The 20,342-nt window shown below is 42.5% G+C and carries 11 protein-coding genes; 8 read left to right on the top strand and 3 right to left on the bottom strand.

Going from position 1 to position 20,342, the window contains the following annotated elements; translation table 11 throughout:
- The first annotated feature begins 22 nt into the window (after positions 1–22).
- Positions 23–7,087 (top strand): T9SS outer membrane translocon Sov/SprA, encoded by a 7,065-nt coding sequence (sov, locus tag FO440_RS01170; protein WP_246104152.1) that lies wholly within the window; start codon positions 23–25, stop codon positions 7,085–7,087.
- 23 nt (positions 7,088–7,110) lie between these two features.
- Here the strand turns inward: sov and FO440_RS01165 are convergent, their stop codons facing one another.
- Positions 7,111–8,919: a hypothetical protein gene (locus tag FO440_RS01165; protein WP_144246398.1), complete on the bottom strand. Its 1,809-nt coding sequence runs from the start codon at positions 8,917–8,919 to the stop codon at positions 7,111–7,113.
- Between the two features lie 9 nt (positions 8,920–8,928).
- Positions 8,929–10,788, bottom strand: coding sequence for a hypothetical protein (locus FO440_RS01160; protein WP_144246397.1), 1,860 nt, complete (start codon positions 10,786–10,788; stop codon positions 8,929–8,931).
- A 171-nt stretch (positions 10,789–10,959) separates the two neighbouring features.
- On the opposite strand from FO440_RS01160, the gene miaB reads away from it, so the two are divergent.
- From miaB to groL, 7 genes are all read left to right on the top strand, one after another.
- Positions 10,960–12,402: a tRNA (N6-isopentenyl adenosine(37)-C2)-methylthiotransferase MiaB gene (miaB, locus tag FO440_RS01155; protein ID WP_144246396.1), complete on the top strand. Its 1,443-nt coding sequence runs from the start codon at positions 10,960–10,962 to the stop codon at positions 12,400–12,402.
- A gap of 106 nt (positions 12,403–12,508) precedes the next feature.
- Positions 12,509–13,735, top strand: a complete 1,227-nt coding sequence (locus FO440_RS01150) for a sigma-54 interaction domain-containing protein (RefSeq protein WP_144246395.1) — start codon at positions 12,509–12,511, stop codon at positions 13,733–13,735.
- A gap of 5 nt (positions 13,736–13,740) precedes the next feature.
- A complete protein-coding gene (locus FO440_RS01145; protein ID WP_144246394.1) occupies positions 13,741–14,253 on the top strand; it encodes an LptE family protein in 513 nt (170 codons plus the stop codon).
- Positions 14,254–14,273: 20 nt separating this feature from the next.
- Positions 14,274–15,686, top strand: coding sequence for a hypothetical protein (locus tag FO440_RS01140; RefSeq protein ID WP_144246393.1), 1,413 nt, complete (start codon positions 14,274–14,276; stop codon positions 15,684–15,686).
- 9 nt (positions 15,687–15,695) lie between these two features.
- On the top strand, positions 15,696–16,043 hold the full coding sequence (gene secG / locus FO440_RS01135) for a preprotein translocase subunit SecG (protein ID WP_144246392.1): 348 nt from the start codon (positions 15,696–15,698) through the stop codon (positions 16,041–16,043).
- Between the two features lie 232 nt (positions 16,044–16,275).
- Entirely contained in the window at positions 16,276–16,569 is a 294-nt protein-coding gene (gene groES / locus FO440_RS01130; RefSeq protein WP_144246391.1) for a co-chaperone GroES, read from the top strand.
- 93 nt (positions 16,570–16,662) lie between these two features.
- Positions 16,663–18,294 carry a chaperonin GroEL gene (gene groL, locus FO440_RS01125; RefSeq protein ID WP_144246390.1) on the top strand — a complete coding sequence of 544 codons (1,632 nt, stop codon included), beginning with the start codon at positions 16,663–16,665 and terminating at the stop codon, positions 18,292–18,294.
- A gap of 54 nt (positions 18,295–18,348) precedes the next feature.
- Here the strand turns inward: groL and FO440_RS01120 are convergent, their stop codons facing one another.
- The gene (locus tag FO440_RS01120; RefSeq protein WP_144246389.1) at positions 18,349–20,313 is read right to left on the bottom strand and encodes a leucine-rich repeat domain-containing protein; all 1,965 of its coding nucleotides are present in this window, start codon (positions 20,311–20,313) and stop codon (positions 18,349–18,351) included.
- Between the last annotated feature and the right edge of the window lie 29 nt (positions 20,314–20,342).

Below are 20,342 nucleotides of genomic sequence, written 5' to 3'. Positions count from 1 at the left end.
CGTGGGCATTTAGCAGTTGTATGTGACAGGAAATTTTACTTATAAATTTTTTATTGGTGTATTTTTTTTAGCTGCATTTTGCGGATTAGGGCATGCTTTTGCTCAGCAGGCGCCCGCGACTACCCCAAAAAAAGATTCTGTAACTGTTAAGGCCCCGTTTAAGCGCAACATAACAAACAACGGCTTAAACCGAGAGGGTATTTTTGACCCGGTACCATTTGGTGTTACCCGCACGGTTGAGTACGATGCGCTAACCAATCAATACATATTGTATGAGCGTATAGGCAACCTGCTTTACCGCCCACCGGTATATCTTACTTTTGACCAATACCTTTATTTAAAACAGGCCCAGGAAAAGCGCGATTATTTTCAAAAGCTGGCTGATAATTATTCTTACCAGCAGCAACAGCCGGGCTTTATCCCGCAGATAAATGTGCATAACCAAACGTTCGAGCGGATATTCGGCAGCTCGATCATTGATATCCGGCCGCAAGGGTCGGCCGACGCGATATTGAGCGGGCAGATCAACAGCAACCAAAACCCGCTGTTTAATACCAAACAGCGTAAGCAATACAATTTTAATTTCGACCAGCACATCCAGCTAAATTTAACAGGCAACATCGGCGATAAATTAAAGATAGCCACCAACTATAATACCGATGCCCAGTTTCAGTTTGATAACCAGGTAAAGCTGGATTATGTGGGCCACCCTGACGAGATCATCCAGGAGATCCAGGCCGGTACGGTGAGTATGCCGTTAAATACTTCGCTGATCACCGGTACGCAGGCGTTGTTCGGCTTAAAAACCAAGCTGAAATTTGGCAAACTGGATGTAACGTCCATCTTTTCGCAACAGCGTTCGCAGTCAAAAGACATCACCATAAACAGCCAGGGGCAACAAGGCAACTTCTCTGCAATGGCGTCTGATTACGAGGCTAACAAGCACTATTTCTTGTCGCAGTTTTTCCGCAATAACTATAACAAGGCGCTGGCTAACATCCCCATCATCAGCTCAAATATCAATATCACCAAAATTGAGGTATGGACAACCAACCGTACCAATGCTACTACCGACTCGCGCGACGTGGTAGGTTTCCTTGACCTGGGTGAAAATGCGCCATATAACACCGCACAGATTCAGGGTGGTGCCGGGTTTTCGGGATTACCTGCCGGTTTCCAGGGGCCAGGCTTTGTAGATCAGTCGAACAGTTTATTGGCCAATTTACCTGCAAACGCGCGCCTGACCAATGATCCGTCAAACTCGCTTATCAGTTATTTTGCTGCACATGGCGCTACAGATAACTATGCCAAGTTAACCTATGCCCGTAAGCTGACATCAAAAGAATTTACGCTGCACCCGCAGCTGGGTTATATATCGCTAAATTATCCCTTAAAGAATGACGAGGTATTGGCCGTAGCTTACCAATACACCTACAACGGCAAACAATACCAGGTAGGTGAGTTCTCGAGCGATGTCCCGGTTAACCCGGCTACGCCGAAATTGCTGTACCTTAAATTATTAAAGAACACGCTGTTAAAAACTAATCTGCCAACTTGGAAGCTGATGATGAAAAACATCTATTCGCTTAACGCGCTGCAGGTTAGTTCGACTAATTTTAAGCTGAGCATATCGCGCCTTGATGATAAAACCGGCATTGAAAAACCGGTGATGGACGAAGGACAAAACACCAAAACTAAGCTTTGGCTAAAACTAACCGGCCTGGATAATTTAGATCAGCAGAACCAAAAGCAGTCTGACGGGTACTTTGACTTTTTAGAGGGTATCACCATCGATTCGCAAAATGGGCGGATCATGTTCCCGGTGATTGAACCCTTTGGGTCTGACCTGGCCAAACAATTTAACCCTGGCGAAACGGACCTGATTGGCCGGTATGTTTACCAGCAGTTATATGACTCTACCCAAACCGTGGCGCAGCAGTATTTCCCGGCGCTAAACCGTTACGCCATAAAAGGAACGTACACGGCGCAGGGCGGTGGCGGCACATACCAACTTAACGCGGTCAATATTCCCCAGGGATCAGTAACGGTATCAGCCGGGGCCACAAAGCTGGTTGAGGGTACAGATTATACCATTGATTATAGTGCCGGCCGGTTAAATGTAATTAACACCTCCATACTCTCGTCGGGCCAGCCCATCAGCGTCCACCTGGAAAATAACGAGATCTTTGGGGTGCAGCAAAAATCGCTATACGGCTCAAGGTTTGATTATAAACTGAGCCCCAAACTGGCCCTGGGTGCAACGGTTATGCACCTTACAGAGCAGCCCATATCGCAAAATGAAGCAATAGGGCAGGAGTCTATCTCAAATACCATTTGGGGTTTTGATGCTAATTACGCGTCCGACTCGCGCCTGCTTACCCGTTTGGTAGATAAGATCCCGTTTATCCATACCAAAGCGCCATCGTCTGTAAACCTTAGCGGCGAGTTTGCGCAGTTATTGCCCGGCAGCCCGAGTGTGCTAAATTATGCCGGCTCAAAAAACGGCACATCATACCTTGACGATTTTGAGAACAGCCAATCTATAATTGATGTTAAAAGCGCCAATGCCTGGCAAATTTCGGGCACGCCGCAGTTATTTCCCGAGGCCCAACTGTTTGATAATTTAGCCTACGGTTATAACCGTGCGCGCCTTGCCTTTTACAATATCGACCCGATATTTTATACCAATACCGCGTCGACAGGGGTTACACGCAGCCAGCTATCCAACCACTATACTCGGCAGATCCTGGAGACGGAGGTATTCCCATACAAGCAGTCGGTTACCGGTCAGCCGCTGGGTATATCAACGCTTGATCTTGCCTTTTATCCAACTGTACGTGGTCCGTATAACTATGCAACAACAGGTATTAATCCTGACGGATCTTTACAAAACCCAACTTCGCGTTGGGGGGGCATGTACCGCGCCATTTCAACTAATGATTTCCAGGCACAAAACGTAGAGTACATTGAGTTTTGGGTGCTTGACCCGTTCATCTATAAACCCGCATCAAAAGGTGGCGACCTGTATTTTAACCTGGGTAGCATATCTGAAGACGTGTTAAAAGATGGCCGTAAAAGCTTAGAGAACGGTTTGCCGGTTAACGGCGATTTGAGTACTGTTGACACAACCGCCTGGGGAAGGGTACCGAAAACACAACCTGTTGTAAACGCTTTTGACAGCAACCCGGCATCGCGTGTTTTACAGGACGTCGGGTTGGATGGTTTAAACGATGCCGATGAGCAAACAAAATTCTCGACCGTTGTGCAGCAGGTTAAGGCTACCGTAAACTCACAGGCCGGTAACGCTTTTGCCAGCGACCCGTCTTCTGACGATTATCAGTACTATTTAGGCCCGGCGCAGGATGCCGCGCGGGCTGGAATATTGCAACGCTATAGTAAGTACAACGGTAACGAAAGTAATTCAAAAACATCCGAGCAATCACAGGCGTTGTTGGGTTTGCAAACATCGGCCAATACCTCATTGCCCGACGGCGAAGATATTGACCATGATAACAACATGAGCCAGGATGATCAGTATTTTCAATACAAGGTGTCTATGCGCCCGCAGGATCTGGTAGTAGGCCAAAACTTCGTTAATGATAAAATTACATCGGCTATAAAACTGCCGGATGGTACAACGCAGTCTGTAACTTGGTACCAGTTTAGGGTACCTATAACGGCTTATCAATCTGCCGTAGGCGGTATCCAGGATTTTAAAGCCATCAGGTACATGCGGATGTTCATGACCAACTTTGCCGATACCGCAGTACTGCGCTTCGCTACGATGCAACTGGTAAAAGGCGACTGGCGCGCTTACAACACCGAGAACAACCCGCTTAATGTAATTGCTGATCCGGCTATTACCAACGCGCCGCTTGATAATTCGGTTATCAATGTAGAAACGGTGAATATTGAAGAGAATGGCAAGCGCGTGCCGATCCCTTACGTGGTGCCGCCGGGCATTGAGCGTCAGCGCGATTATAATAACCTGCAAAGCACTACACAGCTTAATGAGCAATCATTATCTGTAAATGTAACCAATCTTACAGATGGGTATTCGAGGGCCGCGTTTAAAACCTTTTATAATGATCTGCGCAAATACAAACACCTGCAAATGTTTATCCACGCCGAGGCCGACCAGACCAGCCTGAAGGATAATGATGTAAGCGCGTTTATCCGTTTAGGCGCCGATTACCAGGATAACTATTATGAATACGAGATTCCGTTGGTGGTAACCCAGCCCGGCACAACCAATGCCAACTCTATCTGGCCCGATGCCAACCAGCTGGATATAGACCTGTCTATACTTACAGATGCCAAACTGGCCCGAAACAGGGCCAAGTTTAACGGCTTGCCGTGGCCAATGAACAAGCCTTTTGTGTACGCTAACGGGCGCAATAAAATTACCATTATGGGGGTACCCGATCTTAGCCGGCTACGAACGGTTATGCTAGGGGTGCGTAACCCTTACCGTGCTAATTCTCCGAGCGGGGTGGATGATGGTTTAAGTAAATCGGCAACGGTTTGGTTTGATGAACTACGGCTTACCGATTTTGATAACAAAGGCGGCTGGGCGGCCGTAGGGCGTGCCGATTTTAAGCTGGCCGACTTTGCCAATGTCACCGTATCCGGCAATAAAAGTACCGCTGGGTTTGGTACGCTCGACTCAAAAATGGAGGACAGGCAATTGAGCGATAACCAGGGGTATGATATATCGGCCAATATGGACCTGGGTCGATTTTTCCCGACTAAAGCGGGCATTAAGATCCCGGCTTATGTGAACGTATCAAACCAGGTAAATATGCCGCAGTATGATCCGGCACAGCCTGATATATTACTGAAGCAAACGCTTAATTCGGCAACGTCAACCAAAGAGCGCGACTCGATAAAAAATGCCGCCGAGGATTATACCGTGCGCAAAAGCGTGAACTTTACCAATGTGCATAAAGAACGGTCTACCGCCACAACTGCTGTGCATGTTTATGACGTTGAAAATTTTAATGCCACCTACGCGTATACTGAATATACCCACCATGATTTTACCACAGAGAATGATCTGGAGAAAACGTATCACGTAGCATTGGCCTATAATTATGCCAATCAACCTAAATATGTCAGCCCGTTTGCCAAGATCATCAAGAAAAACACGCTGGCGCTGATCAGGGATATTAACTTTAGCCTTGCACCGACGAGGCTGAACTTTAGTATTAATTTCGATCGTTTTTACTCTGAAAATTCATTGCGTAATAACGACCCGGATAACCCCGTGTTGGTGCCGACAACATTCAACAAAAACTTTAACATTACCCGTGTTTACGGTATAGGGTGGAATCTTACCAAATCATTAACCATGGATATTGACGCTACCAATTTATCGGTAGTTGACGAGCCTTACGGGCGTTTGGACGGATTAAAGATAGATACACTTTGGCAAAATATCCGCAAGCTGGGGCGTACCACCAATTATAACCACACGTTTAACATAAACTATATCGTACCGCTCAACAAGATCCCGTATATGGACTGGACCGCCCTGGTGGCCCATTACAGCACCAACTTTACCTGGCAGGCGGCCCCTGAGTTTGCTATTGGCGACCCGCAATTTAACGTAGGTAACAGCATCCAGAATGCACGTAAGATCCAATTGGACCCGGCGCTTAATTTTGTGACTTTGTACAACAAGATCCCTTATTTCAAAAATGGCACTAATCCTAAAAATGATTTATTTACCCGTTTGCTGGTGGGATTCATAACGAGTGTTAAAAATATCAACGCGTCGTACACCCGGTCTGACGGTACGTTTTTGCCGGGATATTTACCACATTCAAATTTATTTGGCGAGGATTTAAGCTATGACGCGCCAGGCATAGGCTTTTTGCTGGGCAGCCAGGCAGATATCCGCAACAGGGCGATAGCCAACAACTGGATCTCGACCGATACACTGCAAAATCAGTTGTACGTGCAATCTGTCAGCGAGGACCTGCACCTTAAAGCCAGTGTTGAGCCTATATCAGACCTGAGGATACAGTTAAGTGCTTTTAAAACACAAGACCATACTTATCAAACCAACTTTAAATATTTAAGCACCACCAATTCATTCGAGAACCTGGCACCTGTAACCACAGGCGATTATAGTGTTTCATACCTGTCGCTGGCCACGGCTTTTTCAAAGGAGAAAGGGGTGAACAACACCTCGGCGCCGTTCCAGAAGTTTTTAGATAACCGTACCGAGATCTCAAAACGCCTGGGCCTTTCCAATCCAAACTCTACAGCCTTATTGCCCAGCGGTTATGCCGATGGTTATGGCCCTAACTCGCAAAACGTATTGGTGCCTGCCTTCCTGGCGGCATATACAGGTAAAGATGCGTCGAATGCAAGCCTGACACAGTTCCCCAGTATCCCGATACCAAACTGGCAGATCACTTACAGTGGTTTGGGCCGTATGCCGTTTTTCCAGGAGTTTTTTGACTCGTTCGATATCAGGCATGGATACCAGTCGGCGTATACGGTAACCGGCTACAATACCCTGCTGCAATACCAGGAAACCGGCGGTGCTTCCAGCGCCAGGGATGTCAATAATGATTTCCTGCCGCGGTACCAGTTCTCTCAGATCACCATTTTAGAGCAGTTTGTTCCATTGTTGGGTATCGACGTAAGGTTTAAAAATAATGTAACGGCTAATTTTGAATACCGCCAGAGCCGTGCTCTTAGCTTGAGCCTATTAAACAGCCAGCTTACCCAGCAAAACGAAAATGTAATAACGTTTGGCTTTGGTTATAAAACCAAGAATTTCAGGTTCCCTTTCGGGATGTTTGACAACCTGATCCTTAAAAATGATCTGAACTTTAAGCTTGACTTTGCTTTACGCGACAACAAAACGCTGATATACCAGGCAGATGTTACCGCAGCGCAGATCTCGTCGGGCGCACAGAATATTACCTATCGCCCGTCGATAGACTACACCATAAGCGACCGGTTTATCCTGAACCTGTTTTATGATTCTAATCTCACCAAGCCATTTACCTCGCAGGCCTTCAATACGTCATTCACCAACTTCGGGGTTAATTTGAAGTTGATATTGCAGTAGGCATGATAGGAAAATTAATGTGTTTACTTATGCTTAGCCGCCTTCTCACGTTCTTTTTTTAGCTTACGTTCGGCTCTTTTTCGCTGGCGGATCTGCTTTTTTATTTTACGGTTCTTTTTATCTATCTCGCCTTTTGCCATACGGGCTTTAACGGCTTTTTGTGTTTTTTCATCATAGCCAACTGCGGGCTTAATGCCCAAAAGCAAGCTATGCCATATCGTTTTAAAAAAAGGAAAATCTACCGGCCTTTTAAAATTTACATTAAATGACCGCGGGATGCCACCGGGATCGTCCGGATTGTTATGCTTTAGTATAAATATGTTCGCGAACATTGAGGCGAACAACTTGCCCTTAAGCTTTTGATTAACGGTATCGTTTTTTAATAATTTAACCTTAAGGTCATTGTACAATATGGTAACCTTACCTACAGATGCTTTACGGTCTGCCTTAAAATCAAAGTTAAACCCCTTTAATGTGCCCGATGTGATCTTAACCATGGCAAACGGAACGGTAGCGCCATTTAAAGCCCCCAGATCCATTGGCGTTAAGCTGCCTTTGTAAGTATAGGCCGCGTCTTTATCGGTTAAGTTAAAGGTAAGGTCGGTTTCAAATTTGGCGCGGTCCATAAAGCGACTGGTTACATGCGCCTTTAACCAATTGTTTCTTTGCCGGGTCGCCTGGTTGGTAGTCAGGTTTAAAAATTCAGCATTGGTATGGTTAAATGTAATAGCCCCGTTTTGGTCCGACTTTTTATTGTATTCACCATAACTTACATCAAGATTTCTGATCCGGATGCTATCTATCTTTAAATCGGTTTTTAACAGGTATATGGCAACGTTAGGGAAGCTTTTTATTTTATCGTTAGTAGTTTTAACACCGTTGGGGTTTGCAAAAACATCAAGGCTGCCATTGGCTACAACTAAGCTTGACGCCGACACAGAACGATATTTATGATAAGTTATAAAATCAAAATGATTAAGCTGTATCGAATCCAGTTTTACTGTAAATCGCTCTTTTGTACTCTTGTTAAAAAAGTTAGCCACCGGCTTTAAGGTAACGCCCTCTACATTTAATTGCGACGTATGGGTTGAAAAATTGAGGCGATTAATGGTATAGCTATATAAGCCATTCATGGTTTTGCCTTTATAATTGTAAACATCGGCTACAATGTCTTTGCAAAAGAGCATTCGGGAGGTATCTGTTTGAGTTAACGAATCTATCAGTAGCTCATTAGCCTGAAGATTTAGCTCCTTCAATTCAGATATCACCAGCTTATTGCCCGAATAATCGTCGTACTTAAATTTAACGTCATTGAAAAAAATATCCCCAACGTGGATATATTTTAATGACTTGGATATTTTTTGCCAGGTGGTCCGGTTGTCTTTATTTACGGTGTCTTTGGTATGGTTAAGCTGGTAGCTGGTATGTATCTCGGGCGAGGTAAAGATGATCCGGTCAATATCCAGCTTATGCTGAAAATATAATTTAAAAGGATGAATGTGCGATAGTACCAGCCGTTTTAAATGTACGGTAGTTAAATTATTTGGGGCAAGGTGTTGTTTTTTGAGGCGATTGTAAACGTCGGTATCAATTTTAAGATCAATGTTATAAATAACGATCTTACCTTCAAGCACATTGAGTTCGGCAGCTGAAAAATCAACATTATACAAGCTGTCGGTACTTGTTAATACCGCGCTTTTGATCTTATCTGAAAAGATAGGCGACCAGTGACGGTTCAGAAAAAACGCCGCTCCAAAAAGTAATACCAAAAATATTGCGAAACAGATAAGCGTTACTTTGTGCCATTTATGCTTCAGGATCTTTAACGCCATCTACCTGTGTTATTGTTGCTGTTTTTTAAGATTTGCTATCGAGTCTTTCTTTGCCTGCCGCCTTGCCTGCCGCTCTAACCGGCGTTGTTTTCTGTCGGCTTTAAACTTGTTAAACTTGTCTACCAAGGTACTTACTTTAGTTACTACTTTGTTAACGGTGCCCTCTGTTTTTTTAGTGAAACCAACACTGGGTTTCAAACCATCAAGCAAACCTTTATACAAGAAACTGAAGAACGACGTTGTAGGCTCGCGCTTAAGGTCAATCGGCCCCGGCCTGAATCTGCCTTTGCTGTCAGGGTTGTCGTTATCAATAATCAGCGTATTGGCAATACTTGATATTAAGCCCTGGCTTTGCAATTCTTTTTTTCCTTCAACTTTTTTAAGCAGGTCTACATTTAAGTTTTTATAATAAAACTCTAAATGGCCCTTACCGCCATAATTGCTGGCATTTACATTGAAGTTTAAACGTTCTACATCTGCACTTCGTACATGTACCATTGCCAACGGTTTAACCAATTTATCCAATATCCTTCCATCAAATTTGCCTAATGTGCCAGAATAGTTAAACGCCCCGTCTTTTGCATTCAGGTTAAATTTGAAATTTACCTGTAATGGGCCTGCGTTCATAAAATGAGTGCTGATCCGCGCGATCATAAACGGATTGGTTTTTTTAACATCCTCGTCATTGGTGACATTAAAAAAGTGTCCCGTAGTAGTGTTGAATGTTATTACACCTGTTTGCTGGGTGGTGGCGTCCAGTTCAGAATAAACAATGTCGCTATGAATTAAATTGAGCTTATTTAGTTTCATATCCAACGCCACTTTTTGCAGGGCCTGGTGCGGGTCTTTACCTATTTTAATCGATTTTTTGCCTTTATAGTTACTGTTGCTGTAGATCTGTACGTTGGCCTTGTCAATACCCATTGTACCGGCATACAATTTTTGATCGCGCAGAAAGCGTTGCAGGTCGATATCAATAATGGCTATCTGCTTAAACTTTAACGTGAAGATATCGCCGGAGGTGCCCAGCTTTTCGTAAAAATCGGTATGATTATAACGCGGCGTTAAGCTTACTTTATCCAAAATGATCTCGCGCTTAGCTGTCGAAAAATAGATCTTTTTCAACTCAGCGTAATACATGCTGTCAGGCGTAGCTATCTTATAGTCGTGTAAGATAAATTCAACGCCTTTGGTATAGTAAAAGCGGTTATTATCTAAAGCGGATAGCGAGTCGATCAGGATATTGGATATATTTATATCCAGGTGCTTTAACGCAGTTAGCTTGGTTACCGGGTTGCTTTTATTAATATATTTTACACTGATATCTTTAAGTGATATAGAATCTATCCTTAGCTGTTTAAATATCTTCTTGATTATTTCATACGGCGTTTTAGGCTTACCTACCTTCACGGTATCGTTAAAGCTATACCGTTTGTTTACAATGGTCAGGTCCGGTTTATCTATAGAGATATTATCAATTACCAAAACTTTTTCCTGGTAGGCCTTTTTAGCCCCAACGTTTTTAATGCTTAGCTTTTTTACGCTTAGTGTAAACAGGTTGTCGGGCGCTTTTTTCTCAGCTACCAGCTTTTGGTATACAGCCGAGTCGGGCACCAGTTTAAAGTCGCTGAGCGTGGCATTGCCCGATGCTAAGTTGAGGTCAAAATCAGAGTACTCGATATGATACAGGCTATCGGTTGATTTTAAGATGATCTCCTTCAGCTTTGCCTGTAACAAGGGCTTCCATTGGTCGCCGGCAAAATACCTGTTATAGATATACCAGCCGCTGCCGGCTATTACAAAAATAAGTACCAATATAACTATGGGCCATTTGCGGATAGTATATTTTCGGGTATGCTTTTTGGTCATTAATTGGTTGCTTTAAAATAGGTTAACAACAATTAGGACGTTTTGTTAATTACGAGATACTCCTTAGCAGAATATTGTTACAATGGGATTATTTTTGAAATGATAAATTCTGCCAATCTGTCACATGGTATATAAAATTTGTGTATTTTTGCTGCTCAAATTTTTATAAGAATGATGGATTTGGTTATTCCGGACAAAACACATGATGAAAGCAGGCAGGGCGAGGCGTTGGTACTGGATGCGGTTGCAGGTAAAAATAACGGGCGAAAGCTATACATTGAAAGTTATGGCTGCGCCATGAATTTTTCTGATAGCGAGATAGTAGCTTCTATTTTATCAGAAAAAGGATTTGAAACCACCGGCGATTACAGCAATGCCGATGTGATATTTATCAATACCTGCTCTATCCGTGAAAATGCCGAAACACGCGTGCGTAACCGCCTGAAAGAATTTAAGGTTGCAAAATCTAAAAATCCGGGAATGGTTGTGGGTGTGTTAGGTTGTATGGCCGAGCGTTTAAAAGCCAAATTTTTAGAAGAAGAAAAACTGGTTGACGTAGTTGTAGGCCCTGATGCTTACCGCGATCTGCCAAACCTGATAGACCAGGTTGACAGCGGCCAAAAAGCCGTCAACGTATTATTATCCCGCGAAGAAACTTATGCAGATATCAGCCCTGTGCGTTTAAACAGTAATGGTATTAACGCCTTTGTTTCTATTATGCGCGGCTGCGATAATATGTGCTCTTTCTGCGTGGTGCCATTTACCCGTGGCCGCGAGCGCAGCCGTGATCCGTTCTCGATAGTAAAAGAATGCCAGGATCTGTTTGACAAAGGATATCGTGAGGTTACCTTATTAGGGCAGAATGTGGATAGTTATAAGTGGGCTAACGAAGATGGTACTGACAAGGTGAACTTCGCTAATCTGTTAGAATTAGTCGCCCTGATCCACCCTGATCTGCGCGTACGTTTTTCTACATCGCACCCTAAGGATATTACCGACGAGGTTTTATACACCATTGCTAAATACGATAATATTTGCAATTATATCCATTTGCCGGTACAATCAGGTAACAGCCGCGTGCTTGAACTGATGAACCGTACTTACGACCGTGAGTGGTACATTAACCGGATAGATGCTATCCGCCGTATCATCCCGGATTGTGCGATATCAACAGATGTGATTACCGGGTTCTGCACCGAGACTGACGAGGAACACAAAGAAACCGTAAGCATGATGGAGTATGTACAATATGATTTTGCTTACATGTTTATGTACAGTGAGCGCCCGGGTACTTTAGCGGCCAAGCGTTATGCTGATGATATCCCTGAAGAAGTTAAAGCCGCAAGGTTGACAGAGATCGTTGCTTTACAGCAAAAATATTCGCATATCCGTTTGCAAAACCAATTGGGTAAAGTGCAGAAGGTATTGATAGAAGGTTTTTCAAAAAAATCAAAAAACGATTATGCCGGCCGTACCGATCAAAATGCAATGATGGTTTTCCCGGTTGATGAAAGGTATAAACCGGGTCAGTATGTTAACGTGTTGGCTGAAAGATGTACTACTGCTACTTTGATGGGGACGATAGTACCCCCCGACCCCCTGAAGGGGGAGTAATGGCGGGGATGGTACAATTTAATTGAATTATAAACTCCCAACTCGCTTTTTTGAGTAATGGGCTTAAACTAACCTATATTATTCCCCCTTTAGGGGGTTAGGGGGCATGGAAATACAAGAAATTAAACAACGCTACGGTATCATCGGCAATTCGCCGTTGCTAAACCGGGCTATAAATATTGCTAACCAGGTAGCGCCTACCGATATCTCTGTTTTAATAACGGGGGAGAGCGGTAGCGGTAAAGAGGTGTTCTCGCACATTATCCACCAGATGAGTCCGCGCAAGCATGGGCCGTTCATAGCGGTTAACTGTGGTGCCATTCCTGAAGGTACTATTGATTCTGAACTATTCGGCCACGAAAAAGGGGCTTACACTGGCGCCGTAGGCGAGCGTAAGGGATACTTTGAAACTGTAAACGGTGGTACCATATTTTTAGATGAGATCGCTGAAATGCCATTGGGTACACAGGCGCGTTTATTGCGCGTGTTGGAGTCTGGCCAGTATATCAAAGTTGGTTCGTCAAAAGTTGAAAAAACTAATGTGCGTGTTATTGCCGCGACCAATGTTGACGTGTACGACGCGGTAAAGAACGGCAAATTCAGGGAAGACCTTTATTATCGTTTAAATACCGTGCCTTTGCGCATACCTCCCTTGCGCGACAGGAAAGAAGATATTTATTTGCTGTTCAGAAAATTCACGTCAGATTTTACCGATAAATACCGTACACCGCCTATCCAACTGGATGATGAGGCGCAGCAGGTGCTGATCAACTATTCCTGGCCGGGTAATGTGCGCCAGTTAAAAAACATGGCCGAACAATTGGCTGTATTAGAGCGTGAGCACGTGATAACCGGGCAAACTTTATTGACCTATATCCCGCAGGAAGCAAACGGCAAAAATTTACCAATGCGGATAGGCAATCAGGCCAAAGAAGATTTTTCTGAGCGAGATATCCTGTATAAAGTATTGTTTGACATGAAGCGCGATATGGTCGAGCTTAAAAAACTGGTGGCCGATATTATTGAACACGGCGGCGTTACACCGGGTTTTGCCAATCAATCGCAGGCTATAAACCAGTTGTACCGCGATATTGAGATGCCGGGCAATACCGAGCAACAATTTACTATACAACAACCCGTTAATAACAATGATGGTTATAACATAACACACGAAGCCGAAGAGGTTGAAGAGTCGTTGTCATTGATCGAAAAAGAGTCTGATCTGATCCGTAAGGCCCTGAAAAAACATAAAGGCAAACGTAAGCTGGCCGCAAATGAGTTGGGCATATCAGAAAGAACGCTGTATAGAAAAATAAAAGAATTAAATTTATAAGGTAAATGAAAAAATTACTGGGCTTATTTTTAGTGTTGGGTGCTTTGGTTTTTTTATCACCGGGATGTTATTCATTATCCGGGACGGCAATACCAAAGGAAATGAAGACAATTAACATTGGTTTCTTTGAAAATGACGCCCCAATTGTGGTAGCTAACTTAAGTCAGACATTTACAGAAGCATTAAAGGAGCGTGTCAGGTCGACCACAAGCATGAGCATTGTAAATGGCGAAGGCAAGGCCAATATGAGCGGAGCAATAGTAGGCTATTCATATGCGCCGGTTTCGGTTCAGGCTACCAACCCTAATGCCCCCCCAATTGCCGACGCTGAACAATTGAGTATCACTGTTAAAGTTAAATTTGTTTATGATGCCGACAAAAAACTTAACTTTGAGCAAACATTTACTAAAACAGCGCCTTTTAAAGGTGATATCAATTCGCAAGAGCAAGCACTTATTAAAACAGTAACTACGCAGCTTATTGACGATATTTTTAATAAGGCCTTTAATAATTGGTAAGTATTTTATAGCTTAACCCCGTGAACGAACAAGTAGATTACGCAGCGCACGAATTTTTATGGAAATTATTGGCAAACCCTGCCGATCCGAATTACGCGTACGTTAGCGATTTACAATCGCTGGTTGAAAAATATCCGCAAAGCGGGGTTTTACGCGCCTTGCAGATCTCGAACGGCGATAAGCGTTTTGCCAAACAGGCCGCTGCTTACTTTGACCCCGCAGTATTACACAAAATTGCTACTGTACCCGAAAGCTTGCAGTTAGTAAATCCTGAACGGGTGATTTATTACAACGGATCTGTACATACTACGGCAACAGAAATTGTAGCGGAAGCACCTGTAGTTAATGCAGCAGAACCTGAGCAGGAAACTATAACAGATGCATATATTGAACAAGCACCTGCGGAAATTGAGCAGGATCCTTACGCTTACCCTTCAGAAGAAAGCGCCGTAGCCCACGCGGATGAAGCGCAGACCAAAGCTGAAATTATTGACGATAAAGCCACCCACGAAACTTATGTGCATGAAACAGAAGCAACACCTTTAGCTACAGAACTTGCCGAAACTGAAAATCCCGAAGCAAATATCCTGGGTAAAGAGTATGAGGCATATTTATCTTCAAAAGAAAATGAGCAGGCAGCACAAGTTATAGCCGACGATGACGATGAAAGGTATTTTCACCAGGATATTGATGACGAGGTTTATGAGGAGATTGTAAGCATCGAAGATATCGGCCTTGAACAAATAGCATCGCTTAATAAAGAAAATACAGACGAACAGGCGGAAGTTAAAGAGCCTGAAATAAAGAAGCCTGAAAATGAAAGCTTTTTTGTTTTTGAAACCGAAAAGGCAGAAAACGAAACTGAAGAGCCGGCAGACAGATATCCTGCTTTAATAGCTGCTGATAAAACCTGGAAGCCAAAGAGCAATGTATCAAGGTACAATGACGAAAAAATGCCTTACACGTTTTTGTGGTGGCTGGATAAAACCCGGAAAGAGCACGCCGACATATATCAACCGTATGTAAGTAAAGCCACCCCGGTTGAAAAAAAAAAACAAATAGTTGACGAGCTTCAAAAGCAATACTATCAGAATATTGTTAACATCACCTCGATTACAGACTTGGATAAAACGCCCGAAAAACCTGCGGCTACGGGTCACCCCAGTAAAGAAGATCAGATAATTGAGCGTTTTATACAGGAAGAGCCGCATATAAAGCACCCAAGCGGTATTAAGCTGAATAATGAAAATAAAGCAAGGCGCAGTTCAGAAGATAAAGAAGAGCTGGTAACAGAAACTTTAGCCAAAATTTATACCGAACAAATGCTTTACCATAAAGCGATATTGACGTATAAAAAATTGATGTTGAAATATCCGGAAAAAAGCCTTTACTTTGCAGGCCAAATTGAACAGTTAGAAAGTAAAATAAATTAATATAAAGAAATGTATTTAGTATTATCAATTATTGTGATCATTGTATGTGTGCTTTTAGGGCTTATCGTACTTATCCAAAACCCTAAGGGTGGTGGTTTGTCATCAAACTTTTCAAGCTCATCACAATTAATGGGTGTGCAAAAAACCGGCGACTTTTTAGAAAAAGGTACCTGGGTACTGGCAATTACCTTAATGGTTTTGGCTTTGGCAATTAACGTAGTAAGTAAAGGCGGTTCGTCAAGAGATGATTCACAATATAATGATCAAATACAAAAATCATTAAAAGCGCCGGTTGCAGCTCCAAACGCGCCTACAAGTGCACCATTGACATTACCTGCAGCACCGGCAAAAAAATAAGTTTGCCTATTAACAGATACAAAAAGGCTTTGAAGATCATCTTCAAAGCCTTTTTTGCTTAAGTACACTGTCATGATGGCATTGATAGATTAAATTAAAATGAACTAAAAATTGTCGGGTTACGTAAATCTGACAATACAACAGTATATGTGTCAAATTTTATGCTTGGCATAATTGATGTAGCACAGCAAGCAGAATATAAACTTATAAACAACCAAAAAATAATAGTAGTATGTCATTAAACATTAAGCCTATCGGAGACAGGGTAGTAGTTGAAGCTGCTCCGGCCGAAACCAAGACCGCTTCAGGTATTTATATCCCTGAAACCGCCCAGGAAAAACCACAGCACGGAAAAGTTGTTGCAGTTGGCCCGGGCAGGTATGCTGATTCTACAGGTAACCTGATCCCGTTATCAGTAAAAGCCGGTGATAAAGTACTTTACGGTAAATTTGCCGGACAAGAAGTAACAATTGAAGGTAAGGATTACCTGATAATGAGAGAATCTGATATTTATATAGTACTGTAATTATTGAGTTATTGAATGATTGGATTATTGAGTTATAACCTTCATTCAAAATCATTAATTCAATAAATCATTAAATCGAAAATTAAAAAAAGCATGTCAAAACAAGTTAAATACAATGTTGAAGCAAGAGATGCCCTGAAAAGAGGCGTTGATACTTTAGCTAACGCGGTTAAAGTAACCTTGGGTCCAAAAGGCCGTCACGTAATTATTGATAAAAAATTCGGCTCACCGGCTGTAACTAAAGACGGTGTTACCGTAGCAAAAGAAATAGAATTAAAAGACCCTATTGAAAACATGGGTGCCCAGATGTTGAAAGAAGTTGCATCAAAAACTGCTGATATTGCAGGTGATGGTACTACTACTGCAACTGTATTGGCACAGGCTATTGTTACTGCAGGTATTAAAAACGTAGCTGCCGGTGCAAACCCAATGGATCTGAAACGCGGTATTGATAAAGCGGTTAAAAGAGTTGTAGAAAACCTTAAGGCCCAAAAACAAGACGTTGGTGATGATTTCAGTAAAGTAAAACAGGTAGCATCTATATCAGCTAACAATGATGATGTAATTGGCGAAATGATTGCCGATGCGATGCAAAAAGTTGGTACAGGCGGTGTTATTACTGTTGAAGAAGCAAAAGGTACTGAAACTGAAGTTAAAACTGTTGAAGGCATGCAGTTTGACCGTGGTTACCTGTCTGCTTACTTTGTAACCAATACAGACAAAATGGAAGCTGAATTAGAAAGCCCTTACATTTTGATCTACGACAAAAAGATCTCTTCAATGAAAGAGTTATTGCCGATCCTTGAAAAACAAGTACAAACCGGCAAACCATTATTGATCATTGCAGAAGATCTTGACGGCGAAGCATTGTCAACTTTGGTAGTGAACAAGATCCGTGGCTCACTGAAAGTTGCAGCTGTTAAAGCTCCTGGTTTTGGCGACCGTCGTAAAGCTATTTTAGAAGATATCGCTATCTTAACAGGTGGTACTGTTATATCAGAAGAAAGAGGCTATAAATTAGAGAACGCAGAGCTTGATCATTTAGGTAAAGCTGAAAAGATCACTATCGATAAAGATAACACTACCATTATTAATGGTGCCGGCGAAGCTGATTCTATCCAGGGCCGTGTTAACGAGATCAGAACCCAGATGGATTCAACTACATCTGATTACGATAAAGAAAAATTACAAGAGCGTTTAGCTAAATTATCAGGCGGTGTTGCTGTATTATATGTAGGTGCAGCTTCAGAGGTTGAAATGAAAGAAAAGAAAGATCGTGTTGACGATGCTTTACATGCAACCCGTGCGGCTGTTGAAGAAGGTATTGTTGCAGGTGGTGGCGTTGCCTTCATCCGCGCGGTAGCTGCTTTAGCCGACCTTAAAGGAGATAACGAAGACGAGAACACCGGTATTCAGATCATCCGTCGTGCTATTGAAGAGCCATTACGCCAAATCTGCGAGAACGCAGGTATTGAAGGTTCTATCATCGTACAAAAAGTAAAAGAAGGCACTGCCGACTTTGGTTACAATGCACGTACAGACAAGTTTGAAAACCTAATTGGTGCAGGTGTAATTGACCCAACTAAAGTAAGCCGTGTAGCTTTAGAGAACGCAGCTTCAATTGCAGCTATGTTGTTAACAACAGAGTGCGTGTTAGCTGACGATCCGGAAGAAGCACCAGCCGGCCCGCCAATGGGCGGTGGCGGTATGGGTGGCATGATGTAAGCCAACCCGCTTCCAGAACATATTAAAAACCCTGCCCGTAATAGGCGGGGTTTTTTATTTAGCAACGGTAGGATACGTAACCTCACCTTTAACCTTGCTGTTAATAAATTCTTTGGGATATGTAGCGATAGGATTATCCTTAAGGTTAAGGGTTTTAAAAGGGATAGTCAGCCATTTTTCGGTAGATGGTAGTTCTGCAATATTATCAGAAGATAAATTTACTCTGAAATCAACGCGGGGTTGCGATAAGATCACATCGAATATACTTTGATGATCAAGCAAGGGGTTATCATATAAATATAACACTTGCAGGTCCTTAGCATCTTTTAAGCCTGCGGGTAAATTGCATCTTTTAGTTATGCTTCTGTTAAGTAATAGCATTTTAAGTTTTTTGCAGTCGCCTAATGATTCAGGCAAGGTTGTCAGGCTTAGTTGTTCGGCGTCCAATGTATCTAATTCAGTATATTTCCCGATATGCTCAGGCAGTTCAAATAAGTTGCCGATACCGCTCAGACCTAAATAGTTTAATTTATACCCCTCGCCTTCAACATCCGGAAAATCCTCAATTCTATTAAATAATAAAGCAATGCGTTCAACATGGTGGTTATTTTGTAATCCTTCAGGAAACCTGGAAAGGTGATTGATAGCAAAGTTTACTTCTTTCAGGTTTTGAAAATATTCCCAGCCACCGGGTATAGTTGCTATTTTATTTTCGGCACAGTTTATAACTTCCAATTGGCTTAGGCCTTCAAAAGCTTTGGGTATGGAAGTTAGCCGATTTTCCATTAAATTGATCCGCTTTAAGTTTTTACAGCCATAATCTATAATACCGGGTAAATATTCAATTTGATTACGGGCAAGATCCAGGTTTTCAAGCAAAGGCAAATTAAATAGGCTAGCGGGTATTTTAGTGATTTCATTACTAACAAGCGCCACTGATCTTAACTTAGGCATTGTTTTAAAAATGTCCGGTAAAGCACCGATTTTGCTATTTCCTACCGCGAGATACTCCAGGTTTATTAATTTCCCCAAAGCCGCTATCCCGGCAATTGGTCGTTCGCCATTGATGTTTAAAAACAGGCTGCTTAATTGTGTTAAATTTTGTAGACCCTCAATATTCACTTCCGGATCATCCGTTACTAAATTTACTGAAAGGTGCTGCAGTTGGTTTAATGAACCTACTGCTTTAATAAAGGGTTCCAAGGATAGTTGATTGTTCTCATAAAAAATGCTCAGCCTTTCTATCTGGCTAAACCTGGAAATGATATCAGGGTATCTTAAATCGGCATATAAATAAAGATTTTTTAAGGATTTAATTTTGGCGAGATTGACCAATGAGCGGTTTTGTTGATTAGCAAGAGCGCCACTCGCATCGTGCCACGACTTTGGATCGCCAGTGATCAATGCTTTGGTCCAGTTAACACCGCTTATATCGTTATCGCCAATATTTATCGTGTTTAACTTTACGCTGTCAATTTGAGTTAACAAAGTAACAGATGTTGGAAGCTGGCGGTTATATGCAGTAAGTGAGAGTATCCGCAGTTGTTTTAACGGGATGAGCTTTTTCAGCGCATCGTCCATATTAATGTCATCGGTATAGGCAAATTCAATACCTTTAAGATTCCTCAAATTATTGATGTTAGCCACCAGTTGGTTAACTTTTTCGTTTTGATTTAAGGCGTCCTTTCCGAGTATTCGGATGTAAACAAGTTTAGGGAAACGGGCAAGAAGTGAAAACACACGGGGTAACTCTGGTGTGGGGATGCTGCCAAGTTCAACCGCTGTAACTTCATCTGGTAATTTTTTATCGAATATGAGTTGCGCGTCTGCCGCGTTGTTAATGTTGAAGCGCCCGCTTACTGACCGCTCAAAATAATCTTTTCGTGTTTCATATGGGCTTGGATAATATTTACCGGAATAAGGTGATTTAAAAAAATAATTTTCGTCTTCCTGGGCAAAGGAGCTGATCGATGCTAAGACCAGCATAATTAGCATAAAGGTAAAAAGTGGTTTAGGCATGTATGAAATTATAAAAAATCATTTAAACC

The organism is Mucilaginibacter corticis (assembly GCF_007558865.1).
Lineage (GTDB): Bacteria > Bacteroidota > Bacteroidia > Sphingobacteriales > Sphingobacteriaceae > Mucilaginibacter > Mucilaginibacter corticis.
Note: the sequence above shows the minus strand (reverse complement) of the source record. Positions and strands in the feature narration are given on the sequence as shown.

Coding starts and splice junctions, on each gene's coding strand:
- FO440_RS01165 (WP_144246398.1), bottom strand. CDS start 8,919: ATGGCGTTAAAGATCCTGAAGCATAAATGGCACAAAGTAACGCTTATC.
- FO440_RS01160 (WP_144246397.1), bottom strand. CDS start 10,788: ATGACCAAAAAGCATACCCGAAAATATACTATCCGCAAATGGCCCATA.
- miaB (WP_144246396.1), top strand. CDS start 10,960: ATGATGGATTTGGTTATTCCGGACAAAACACATGATGAAAGCAGGCAG.
- FO440_RS01150 (WP_144246395.1), top strand. CDS start 12,509: ATGGAAATACAAGAAATTAAACAACGCTACGGTATCATCGGCAATTCG.
- FO440_RS01145 (WP_144246394.1), top strand. CDS start 13,741: ATGAAAAAATTACTGGGCTTATTTTTAGTGTTGGGTGCTTTGGTTTTT.
- secG (WP_144246392.1), top strand. CDS start 15,696: ATGTATTTAGTATTATCAATTATTGTGATCATTGTATGTGTGCTTTTA.
- groES (WP_144246391.1), top strand. CDS start 16,276: ATGTCATTAAACATTAAGCCTATCGGAGACAGGGTAGTAGTTGAAGCT.
- groL (WP_144246390.1), top strand. CDS start 16,663: ATGTCAAAACAAGTTAAATACAATGTTGAAGCAAGAGATGCCCTGAAA.
- FO440_RS01120 (WP_144246389.1), bottom strand. CDS start 20,313: ATGCCTAAACCACTTTTTACCTTTATGCTAATTATGCTGGTCTTAGCA.